At 70.1% G+C, this 10,872-nt stretch carries 10 protein-coding genes and 1 pseudogene; 6 read left to right on the plus strand and 5 right to left on the minus strand.

What is annotated here, in order from left to right; translation table 11 throughout:
• A pseudogene (locus AOK22_RS34425) lies at positions 1–976 on the plus strand (hypothetical protein); the annotation flags it as partial.
• On the opposite strand, the gene AOK22_RS34430 reads toward AOK22_RS34425, so the two are convergent.
• On the minus strand, positions 918–2,276 hold the full coding sequence (locus AOK22_RS34430; protein WP_055702647.1) for an MDR family MFS transporter: 1,359 nt from the start codon (positions 2,274–2,276) through the stop codon (positions 918–920). The pseudogene AOK22_RS34425 and the gene AOK22_RS34430 sit on opposite strands and share 59 nt — an antisense overlap.
• 173 nt (positions 2,277–2,449) lie before the next feature.
• Here AOK22_RS34430 and AOK22_RS34435 point away from each other — a divergent pair, with 173 nt between their 5' ends.
• A complete protein-coding gene (locus tag AOK22_RS34435) occupies positions 2,450–3,211 on the plus strand; it encodes a phosphoglyceromutase (RefSeq protein ID WP_055702648.1) in 762 nt (253 codons plus the stop codon).
• Positions 3,212–3,448: 237 nt separating this feature from the next.
• Positions 3,449–3,913, plus strand: a complete 465-nt coding sequence (locus tag AOK22_RS34440) for a hypothetical protein (RefSeq protein ID WP_055702649.1) — start codon at positions 3,449–3,451, stop codon at positions 3,911–3,913.
• A gap of 264 nt (positions 3,914–4,177) precedes the next feature.
• On the opposite strand, the gene AOK22_RS34445 is transcribed toward AOK22_RS34440, so the two are convergent.
• Positions 4,178–4,381, minus strand: coding sequence for a hypothetical protein (locus tag AOK22_RS34445; RefSeq protein WP_244165222.1), 204 nt, complete (start codon positions 4,379–4,381; stop codon positions 4,178–4,180).
• A 134-nt stretch (positions 4,382–4,515) separates the two neighbouring features.
• Positions 4,516–6,504, minus strand: a complete 1,989-nt coding sequence (locus tag AOK22_RS34450) for a WD40 repeat domain-containing protein (RefSeq protein WP_055702651.1) — start codon at positions 6,502–6,504, stop codon at positions 4,516–4,518.
• Between the two features lie 257 nt (positions 6,505–6,761).
• Here AOK22_RS34450 and AOK22_RS42040 point away from each other — a divergent pair, with 257 nt between their 5' ends.
• A complete protein-coding gene (locus AOK22_RS42040; protein WP_167357916.1) occupies positions 6,762–6,920 on the plus strand; it encodes a hypothetical protein in 159 nt (52 codons plus the stop codon).
• A 102-nt stretch (positions 6,921–7,022) separates the two neighbouring features.
• Here the strand turns inward: AOK22_RS42040 and phoU are convergent, their stop codons facing one another.
• On the minus strand, positions 7,023–7,703 hold the full coding sequence (phoU, locus tag AOK22_RS34455) for a phosphate signaling complex protein PhoU (RefSeq protein WP_055702652.1): 681 nt from the start codon (positions 7,701–7,703) through the stop codon (positions 7,023–7,025).
• A gap of 273 nt (positions 7,704–7,976) precedes the next feature.
• Here phoU and phoR point away from each other — a divergent pair, with 273 nt between their 5' ends.
• Positions 7,977–9,233 carry a two-component system sensor histidine kinase PhoR gene (gene phoR / locus AOK22_RS34460; RefSeq protein ID WP_055702653.1) on the plus strand — a complete coding sequence of 419 codons (1,257 nt, stop codon included), beginning with the start codon at positions 7,977–7,979 and terminating at the stop codon, positions 9,231–9,233.
• Positions 9,230–9,910: a two-component system response regulator PhoP gene (gene phoP / locus AOK22_RS34465; protein ID WP_030682312.1), complete on the plus strand. Its 681-nt coding sequence runs from the start codon at positions 9,230–9,232 to the stop codon at positions 9,908–9,910. The genes phoR and phoP overlap by 4 nt, the downstream gene beginning before the upstream one ends.
• A 76-nt stretch (positions 9,911–9,986) precedes the next feature.
• On the opposite strand, the gene AOK22_RS34470 is transcribed toward phoP, so the two are convergent.
• Positions 9,987–10,712, minus strand: a complete 726-nt coding sequence (locus AOK22_RS34470) for a copper chaperone PCu(A)C domain-containing protein (protein ID WP_055702654.1) — start codon at positions 10,710–10,712, stop codon at positions 9,987–9,989.
• Positions 10,713–10,872: the final 160 nt, after the last annotated feature.

Below are 10,872 nucleotides of genomic sequence, written 5' to 3' on the forward strand. Positions count from 1 at the left end.
GGGCGACCTCGTCCTCCTCCGCCTCGCCGACGACGCCGGCCACACACTCCTGGAGCACATGGCGGGCGACGGCGAGGGAGCCCGCGCGTACACCTGGGACGACAAGACGAAGCTCACCTCGTACGTCCCCTACGAGTGGCCCGTACGGATCGCCGCCGTCGCCCGCGACCGGCGCAGGGTCACCTTCGAGCGGCCCCTGCCCCTCGACGTACGCCCGGAATGGGACCCCCGCCTCACCACCCACGTCACCGCCCTGACCGGCTCCGGCGTCGAGGGCCTCACCCTGGAGGCCGTGCAGACCCCGCAGTCCCCGCACCTCCTGGACAAGGGCCACAACGGCGTCACCTTCCAGTGCGCGTACGACTGCTGGGCCGACGACGTCGTCGTACGCCACGTCGACAACGGCTTCGGGCTCGTCGCCGCCTCCGCCTGCACCCTGCGCCGCACGCGCGTGGCGGGCCGCGGCTCCCACCACCCGTACTTCTGCCGCGAGGGCTCGCACGACAACCTCGTCGAGGACTTCGTGATCGAGCGGCGCACGACCCCCGCCCCCGCGGGCACCCAGCTGCACGGCATCAACGTCGAGGGGCTCTCCTCCCACAACGTCTGGTCACGCGGCCGCATGGAGATGGGCACGTTCGACAGCCACCGCGGCATGCCGTTCGCGAACGTACGGACGGACATCACCGTCGACAACAACGGCCGCCACGGCGGCGACGCGAGCGCGGGCCCCCTCTTCGGAGCCCGCTTCACCCACTGGAACATCCGCGTCACCAACGAACGCGCCGGCCTGATGAAGATCGACGGCCTCGCGCCGTACAGCGCGACGGTCGGCATCAACGCGGTCCGCGAGTTCGACCAGATCGACGTACCCGACTTCACCGGCGACCTGCACGCGCGCCTGGAGCTGTACGGGACTACGGACGGGGTGCGCCCGCGGAATCTGCACGAGGCGCAACGGTCCCTGCGGGGCTGACCTCGGCGATCTCCGGGACCGTCGAGACCTCCGAGCCCTCCGAGACCTCCGCGACCTCCGCGACCTCCGCGACCTCCGAGCCCTCCGAGACGGTCGAGTCGTCCGGCAGCCCCCGCATCAGCACCCAGTACCCCAGTGCCGCCCCCGTCCCGATCACCGCGCACGCGCCCCAGAGCCACTCCGCCCCGAACCGGTCGATCATGAAGCCGGACATCAGCGGGGCGACCAGCGCGGCCACGGACCACGACAACGTGTACATGCCCTGGTAGCGGCCGCGGCCGTGGAGGGGGGAGAGGCGGACGACGAGACCCGTCTGCGTCGGCGCGTTGACGATCTCGGCGAGCGTCCACACGCACACCGTCAGGGCGAAGACCCCGACCGACCCGGCGAACGCGGTGAGCCCGAAGCCGTACCCGGCGACGAGCGAGGAGATAACCAGCAGCCGGCGCGGGTCCCGGTGCTCGATGAACCGCGTGACCGGGATCTGCAGGGCGACGATCAGCACGCCGTTCACGGCGATCGCGAGGCCGTAGTCGGCGGGCGTGAAGCCCGCCTCGCCCATGGCGACCGGCAGCCCCACGGACCCCTGCTGAAAGATCAGCGCAACAAGGAAGGACAGCCCCACCACACCCATGAACCGCCCGTCCCGCAGCACGGTCCCGAGCCCGACCGCAGGCTCGGCGTCCTTCTCCAGGGCCGTGCGCACCGGCCGCGACTCCGGCAGCTTCACGAAGACGACGATCGCGCAGACCATCGTCATGGCGGCCTCGATGAGGAAGCCGGCGAGGTAGCTGTACGAGGCGATGAACCCGGCGCCCGCCGAGGAGATCGCGAACCCGAGGTTGATCGCCCAGTAGTTGAGCGAGAAGGCCCGCACCCGGTCCTCGGGCCGCACGATGTCCGCCATCATCGCCTGCACGGCGGGGCGGGAGGCGTTGCTCGCCATGCCGACGAGGAAGGCGACGCCCGCGATGGCGACGGGGTGCTCCATGAAGCCGAGCAGCGCCACGGACAGGGCCGTCGAGGCCTGCGCGACCAGCAGGGTGGGCCGCCGCCCGAGCCGGTCGGTCATCACGCCGGCGCCGAGCGAGGAGACGACGCCGCCGAGCCCGTGCAGGGCGGCCACAAGTCCCGCGTACGAGGCCGAATAGCCCCGCTCCAGGGTCAGGTACAAGGCCATGAAGGTCGCGACGAAGGCCCCGAGCCGGTTGACCAGAGTGCTCGTCCACAGCCACCAGAAGGCGCGGGGGAGACCGGAGACGCTCTCGCGCACGGCGCGTCTCATGGCGGTGATCGGCATAGGTCTTCCCCCGGGTGTACGCGGCTTTGTAAGTGTCTCTACAGGTAAGCGCAACTTACGGGCCGGAGGTCCCGCCCCGCCACTCGATTGACGAGAACCGTCAACTGCCGCCCATCCCCGTTCTCCGCGCCCGCGCGCGCGAGGCGCCCCGGGGTTCGATTACGCTCGGAGTCATGGCCGACGCACCGTACAAGCTGATCCTCCTCCGCCACGGCGAGAGCGAATGGAACGCCAAGAACCTGTTCACCGGCTGGGTGGACGTCAACCTCAACGAGAAGGGCGAGAAGGAGGCGGTCCGCGGCGGTGAGCTGCTCAAGGACGCCGGCCTGCTCCCCGACGTGGTCCACACGTCGCTCCAGAAGCGCGCGATCCGCACCGCGCAGCTCGCCCTGGAATCGGCTGACCGCCACTGGATCCCGGTCCACCGCAGCTGGCGCCTGAACGAGCGCCACTACGGCGCCCTGCAGGGCAAGGACAAGGCCCAGACGCTCGCCGAGTTCGGCGAGGAGCAGTTCATGCTGTGGCGCCGCTCGTACGACACCCCGCCGCCGGCCCTGGACCGCGACGCCGAGTTCTCCCAGTTCGACGACCCGCGCTACGCCACGCTCCCGCCGGAGCTGCGCCCGCAGACGGAGTGCCTGAAGGACGTCGTCGTCCGCATGCTCCCGTACTGGTACGACGGCATCGTCCCGGACCTCAAGTCCGGCAAGACGGTCCTGGTCGCCGCCCACGGCAACAGCCTCCGCGCCCTGGTCAAGCACCTGGACGGCATCTCGGACGCCGACATCGCGGGCCTGAACATCCCCACGGGCATCCCGCTCTCCTACGAACTGGACGCCGACTTCAAGCCGCTCAACCCGGGCGGCACCTACCTCGACCCGGAGGCCGCGAAGGCGGCAATCGAGGCGGTCAAGAACCAGGGCAAGAAGAAGTAGCTTTTGTGATCATGCCCCTGAGCTGCGCGTTCGACGCGACTCAGGGGCATTTTCACGACCTGGGACCGCTCTGGGCCCTCAGTTCCCGGGGGCCTGCGGCCGGATTGCTCGCCCGAGCCTTGCCGGGCGACCGCCAGTCGGCCCCGTCGCGCGGATGTGACGTGACGGTGTGATGCGGTGGTCCGCCGTAGCGCCATAGCCGTTCCTACGCGCCGCTATCCGACCTATCGTCACGACATGTCGTGGCTACCCCTTTTAGGGACGGTGGTTGGAGCAGCCATTGCGCTGAGCACCGCCCTCCTCGTTGAGCGCCGCCGGGAGCGCAGGCAGGACCGAATAGACCTTCGTACGACCAGCCGGGACCTGTACGGGCGCTACCTCGCGGCTCATGCCCACATGCGCGCACAGCTGCGCATCCTCGTTGTCACATCGGGCCTGTCGGATGAAGAGCGCGCGAATAGGGCCCGCGCGGCCTACAACAGCTGCTTCGCTCCGCGTTACGAGCTCGAGGTGTCGGCTCCGCAGTCGGTGCTGTTCCTCGCACATGATGTGGATGAGCGTGCGAGAGTGCTGCGAGACGAAGTCGTCGAAGGCACGAACATCCAGGTCGAGGGCTCGGAAGCTGTAACCGAGTACGTGGATGCCATGAGGCGCATAAGCGTCGCGATGAGGGCGGACCTAGGCGTGAGCGACAGCAACTAACGCCGCCGCATCCCCGTCTTGCTGCGGTCTTTCAACACCGAGGCGTAGAACTGCCTCAGCGCATGCATGCCGTTCGCGCGAGAGTCGCGGCGTACGCCTGACCAGGCTCAGGAACCGGATCACCCCTGCGGCGGCGGGACCAGGCTTCCACGCTTCCTCGTTCAGAGATGTACGCACCAGCCAGGCGGCCGCGACCAAGCCCCGGAGCTGCCCAGGGTAAGAAGAAGTAGCCCACCCACCCCCCGCCCGCGTCGAGCGCGTAGGTCAGGGGGTGGCTGCCTGGGTTACGCCCTGGGCCAGGTCGTTCGTGGCGTCCAGGATCCAGTGGCCGAAGCTCGTGGGGGCGATCAGGACGCCGAAGACGAGGACGAGGGTCATCGTCAGGACCGCGTCGATCCGCTTACGGGGCTTCGGGGGTCTGCGCACCAGGATGAAGATGACGATCGCCAGCAGTACCGCGAGGTCCACCGTGAGTACCACTGGCCGTCCTCCCGTCTGGCAAGACAATCCCGGCTTCCTGTGTAGCCCGAAAACGCTTGCGTGACAGCGCAGTTACCCCGGGTTGGCGTGGAAGCGCTCCCCCGGGGCCAAAACGGTCCGGCTCAGCGGGTGAAGTTCAGGTACTTCCACGCGCCGTGCGTCGTCGAGTTCACGTTGTCGCCCGACGTGCCGTTCACGTACGACGAGCGGATGCGCGCGCGGATGCCCGACTGGCCGGGGGCGCCCAGGCGCACCGCGGAGTAGCCGTCGAGGGCGATCTCGAAGTACTCCGAGCCCGTGGAGTGCCACTTGCGGTCGAGACCGTAGACCTGGACCTCGAAGCGCTGCTTGCGGCCCTTGTAGTAGGTCATCTTCGTGGTGAGGACCGGGTCCGTGTTCTTGTGGAAGTAGTGGTACGTCGTGGAGCCGATCTTGCCCGTCTTGTAGTGCTTCGAGACGGCGCTGGAGATCTTGACCTTGGCGTACGTCGTGGACGTGGCCTTCTTGGAGGCGTACCGCGCGTCTCCGGAGAAGACGGCCGTGACCTTCGTGTCGCGCTTCATGTCGACCGTGGCCGACAGGTTGCCCGAGGAGTTGACCTTGGCCTTCTTGACGAGCTTGTTGGGCTTGTCGCCGCCGTAGGGGTCGGCCCAGATCTCGACGGTGCGGTTCTTGTACGTGGTGCCGAGGTGCGCGGTGAAGGAGACGTCGGCGCCGTAGGAGTAGACGTTGCCGTTCTTGTTCAGGGTCAGCTTCGGCGCGGTGCGGGAGACCTCCACCGAGTCCGACGCGGACGCCGCCGTGTGCGTGGCGTCACCGGCGTACGCGACCTTGTAGGTCACCTTGCCGCCCGCGGGCGGGGTGTCCTTGAAGGAGAAGGAGCCGTCCGCCGCGGTCTTCACCGAGGGCAGCGCCTTGCCGGGCGCCGGCGAGTCGACGTCCGTGCGCGTGACCGTCAGGGGAGTGCCCGCAGGGATCTCCGTCCCGGCCAGCTTGCCCGTGACGGTGAGCTCCTTGGCCCGCGGCGCCTTCTCGGGCGCGCTGACCGTGAGCTTCGGCAGGGACTTGGCGGGCGCGTCCAGGACCCGCAGCGAGTAGACGTCCGCGCTGTTGTAGGAGACGGCGAAGAGCTTGCTGCCGTCCGGCGCCCACGCCAGGCCGCCCTCGGCGAGGGTGTCGCCGCCGCTGCCGCCGCCCGTGTTGGGGAAGTCGTACTCGCGGACCTTGGACCACTGGCCCTGCTTGTAGATGTGCACGTCGGGCCGGTACCAGGAGAAGGTGCCCGCCGCCACGGTGCCGTCCGGGGCGATGTCCACGGCCGCGCCGTAGTCCCCGGAGTCGTAACGGCCCACGGGGGACAGGTCCTTGGTGGAGTACACCGGGTGGTAGTACGGTGCGCCGCTGGCCGTGACGACCTGCGTCCCGTCGGGCGAGACCGCGATGTCGTCGAAGAAGCCGCCCTCGACCGACTTGCTGGCCACCGTCGTCGGCTTCGGGCCCGAGACGTCGTACACGGTCAGCGTGTCGTCGCTGGTGGCCTTCTCGCCGGCCACCAGGATCCCCGAGTCGGGGTCGGAGCCGAGCTCGGGAGCGGCGTAGAAGCTCGCGCCGTCGTCCTGGCCGAGCGCGACGACCGGCTCGTCCCCGGAGAGGTCGAGCGAGCCGATGCCGCCCTGGGCGTCGGGCCCGTAGCCGAACCACAGCTTGCCGCTCGCGAGGGCGAGGGTGCGCGGCTTCTCCGCGCCGTCGAGCGCGTAGCTCGCGCTCTGGGTGTACGTGGAGGTCTCCACGGAGACGATCCGGTTGAGCCCCGAGACCGCCGCGTACACCTGGCGGGAGTCGGGCGAGAGCACGAGGCCCTCGACGTCCGGCAGCCCGTCCAGGGTCGCCTTGACGGTGCCCGCGTAGTCCGTGACGACGATCTTGCCGCCGCGCGGGTCGGAGACGTAGACGCGCTGGTGCTCCCCGTCCACCAGCACGTCGCCCGCCGACTTCACGTCCAGGACCTTGGCCGAGTCCGCGGCGGCGGGACCGGACGCCACCGCGACCAGGGCGGCGGAGCTGAAGAGGACCGCGAGCGCTGTCGCGGTCGAGATGGTGCGCGTACGCACGATATGTGACCCCCCACATATGAAGAACCCAGGCCAGACGCCCGGGAGTTGAGCCCCCGTTACAGCGCCCTCACATTAGGGCATTCCTGTGAAGACAGGGGAGGGAGTTTCTCGTGGGACGCCCCGGCCCCGCGGGGATCCGGACCCCGCCGCCCCGCTCGCCCGCCCGCGCGCGTGTGCGCCGTTGATGCGCCCCTCGGCCCTGGGCATGGAATGGGCATCAGGCAGTACGCCAGTACGCCTTCGAGGAGGAGACCATGGCCGTGTCCCCCATGACCGAAACCGTCCCCGAGCAGACGACCGGCGCGCCACAGCTGCCTGTTCTCGCACTGCTGGGCTCCTGCGGCTGCGGCTCGGGCTGCAGCTGCGGCTGCCAGTCGGGCGGCTCCTGCCAGTGCGGCGGCGGCTGCGGCTGACACACGTGTGCCCCGTGCCGCCGGGACATCCCGGGGGCACGGGGCACGTTCGCGCGCGGCAGAGGCAGGCGCGGCGGCGGAGGCAGGAGCCGAAGCGGCGTCCTACGCCCCTTCCACCGGCGCCCCCGCCGGCTGGATCTCGTCCGCGTGCTCGCCCGTGACGAGGTACACGACCCGCTTCGCCACCGACACCGCGTGGTCCGCGAAGCGCTCGTAGTAGCGGCCGAGCAGCGTCACGTCGACGGCCGTCTCGATGCCGTGCTTCCAGCGGTCGTCCATCAGGTGCTGGAACAGCGTGCGGTGCAGCTGGTCCATCTCGTCGTCGTCCTGCTCCAGCTGGAGCGCGAGGTCGACGTCCTTGGTGATGATGACCTCCGCCGCCTTCGCCATCAGGCGCTGCGCGAGCTGGCCCATCTCCAGGATCGTGGCGTGCAGGTCCCGCGGCACCGCCGAGTCCGGGAAGCGGAGCCTGGCCAGCTTGGCGACGTGCTGGGCGAGGTCGCCCGAGCGCTCCAGGTCGGCGCTCATCCGCAGCGAGGTGACGACGATGCGCAGATCCGTGGCGACCGGCTGCTGCCGCGCCAGCAGGGCTATCGCGCGCGCCTCCAGGTCGTGCTGCAGATCGTCGACCTTCTGGTCTGCGGCGATCACGCTCTCGGCCATCTTCAGGTCGGCGTCGAGCATGGCCGTGGTGGCGCGCCCGATCGCGGAGCCGACCAGACGGGCCATCTCGACCAGGCCCTCCCCGATCGAGTCAAGTTCCTCGTGGTACGCGTCCCGCATGTGGCTGTCCCTCTCTCGTACGTCTCAGGGGGCTGGCCCCTACGCTCCCACGGTGTGGGCCCGACGCGTCCGTTTCCGGCACCTCACATGAACCACCTGCGTCATCAAGGTGAACTGTGGGCGACGCGGGACGGCACCCGCCACCCGAGCGGCCCCGGTCCGGTCGGGAGAAGTGAACCCCCACCATCCCCTCGGTGAACTCTGGGCGACGAGTGTTCGAGCCCGCACCCGTATGGCTGTGAGCGGTGCTTATTCGGCGCATAACCTGGATGCATGGACGTGAACGCGGCGGTCGCCGCAGCGGCAGCGATCGCCGGGGTGTGCACCGGCGTCATCGCCATGCTGGCGTTCCGCTGGAGCGAGCGCGACCAGAAACGCCCCACCCGCACATCTCTGCACACCGACCCCGTTCTCCCGCCCGGCGTGGACACGGTCCTCTCCGTGCTGCGGTCCTCCGCGGTCGTCCTCGACGAGGCCGACAGCGTGGTCAAGGCCAGCTCGGCGGCGTACGCACTCGGTCTCGTACGCGGCGGGAAGCTCGCCGTCGAGCCGATGCTGCAGATGGCCCGCGACACCCGCCGCGACGGGGAGATACGCCAGGTCGAGCTGGACCTGCCCCGGCGCGGCACCGGCCGCGGCGAGGCGCTCGCGGTCTCCGCGCGCGTGGCCCCGCTCGGCTCCCGTCTCGTCCTGCTCCTCGTGGAGGACCTCACCGAGGCCCGCCGCATCGAGGCCGTACGACGCGACTTCGTGGCGAACGTGAGCCATGAGCTCAAGACCCCCGTGGGGGCGCTCTCCCTGCTGTCCGAGGCCGTCATGGACGCCTCGGACGACCCCGAGGCCGTCGAGCGCTTCGCGGGCCGCATGCAGATCGAGGCGACCCGTCTGACGAGCCTCGTCCAGGAGCTCATCGACCTCTCCCGGGTGCAGAACGACGACCCCCTGGAGGACGCCGAGCCGGTCCGGGTCGACGAACTGGTGGCGGAGGCGATCGACCGCAGCCGTCACCAGGCCTCCCACAAGCAGATCACCATGGCCGCCGGCGGCACCGCCGACCTGCAGATCTGGGGCAACCGCGGCCAGCTCGCCGCGGCGCTCGGCAACCTCGTCGAGAACGCCGTGAACTACAGCCCGGCCCGCACCCGCGTGGGCATAGCCGCCCGCCGGGTCGCCGCACCCGGCGGGGACCTCATCGAGGTCGCGGTCACCGACCAGGGCATCGGCATCTCCGACAAGGACAAGGAGCGCATCTTCGAGCGCTTCTACCGCGTCGACCCGGCCCGCTCCCGGGCCACCGGCGGCACCGGCCTCGGCCTCGCCATCGTCAAGCACGTGGCCGCCTCGCACGGCGGGGAGGTCACCGTGTGGAGCTCCGAGGGTCAGGGCTCCACCTTCACCCTGCGGCTGCCCGAGGCGGCCGCGCACCGCGACCGCGGAACCGGTCACGGCGGCGGACTCGACGACGAGGTCACCCCGCCCGACGAGACCACCACGTACGAACCCATTCCTGCCCCGGAGGTCCTTCCGTGACCCGAGTGCTCGTCGTCGAGGACGAGGAATCCTTCAGCGACGCTCTGTCCTACATGCTCCGCAAGGAGGGCTTCGAAGTCGCCATCGCGGCGACCGGCCCGGACGGACTCGACGAATTCGAGCGCAACGGCGCCGACCTCGTCCTGCTCGACCTGATGCTGCCCGGCCTGCCCGGCACCGAGGTCTGCCGCCAGCTGCGCAGCCGCTCCAACGTCCCGGTGATCATGGTCACCGCCAAGGACAGCGAGATCGACAAGGTGGTCGGCCTGGAGATAGGAGCCGACGACTACGTCACCAAGCCGTTCTCCTCGCGGGAGCTGGTCGCCCGCATCCGCGCGGTCCTGCGCCGCCGCGGTGAGCCCGAGGAGGTCACGCCGCAGGCCCTGGAGGCGGGACCGGTCCGCATGGACGTGGACCGCCACGTCGTCACGGTCTCCGGCTCCAAGGTCGACCTCCCCCTGAAGGAGTTCGACCTCCTGGAGATGCTCCTGCGCAACGCGGGCCGCGTACTGACCCGCATGCAGCTCATCGACCGCGTCTGGGGCGCCGACTACGTGGGCGACACGAAGACCCTCGACGTCCACGTGAAGCGCCTGCGCGCCAAGATCGAGCCGGACCCGGGGGCCCCGCGCTACCTGGTCACGGTCCGTGGCCTGGGCTACAAGTTCGAGCCGTAGGCCGCAGCCACGGTGGCATGAAGAAGGGCGGTACCCCGACCGGGGTACCGCCCTTCTCGCTGTGTGCGTACGCCGCTCAGTGCTCGGCGCCGTCGCCCGCGCCGTGCGACGCGGTGCCGCCGTCCGCGGCCTCGGATGCCTCACCGGACGGGTTCGTGCTCGCACCGTCCGCGGCCTCGCCCGAGGCGCCCTCACGCGCGCCCTCGGACGGCTTGCCGGAGGGGCTGCCCGAGGCGCCCTTCGACGGCTTGGCGTCCGGCGCCTTCGGCAGCTCGCTCGGGCCCCACTTGCTGAAGTAGCTCTCGGCGGGCACCACGAACGCCTGGAGCTGCACGTCGCCGGTCTTGCTGAAGGCGAAGGTGACCTTCTGCGCGTTGCCGTCCTTGATGGCCTCGCGGCTGCTGGGCAGGACGGCGGAGGCGTTGTTCTCGCCGCCGATGACGATGGAGCCGCCGGCCGGGACGGTCAGCGGACCGTTCGGCTTGGAGTCCTTGTCGTCCTTGCCCGGCGAGAGCTTGGCCTTCTTGTCGGTGCCGTCGACCGTGATCGTGTCCAGGGTCTGGGCGGTCCGGCCGGTGTTGAAGATCGTCGCGGAGACCACGGCCGGACCCTTGGAGTCCAGGTCCGGCTGCGTGATGACCATGGCGTTCTGGATCTTGATGTCGCCGACGGAGGTCGCGGCGTTGTCCGGCTTGACCTCCATCGTCTGTGCGTTGTTGCCGGCGCCGCACGCGGCGAGCGAGGCGAGCGAGAACGCGATGGCGGTGGCGGCGATGGCGCCGCGTCGAAGGCTGCGGCTCACGGCGGCGGCAACTCCTTGAACGTGGGCGGTACGGGACGGGCGGGCGGCCGTAAAGCCGCCCTAAGGGTGTGTCAGCGGCCTTAGGTTACCGAGCCGTTCCCGCGCCATCGCACCCGACCCGCCCCTTCGGCCCGTGAGCCTGTGCGACCCCCCTGTGCCC

This window comes from Streptomyces silaceus (assembly GCF_001419745.1).
Lineage (GTDB): Bacteria > Actinomycetota > Actinomycetes > Streptomycetales > Streptomycetaceae > Streptomyces > Streptomyces silaceus.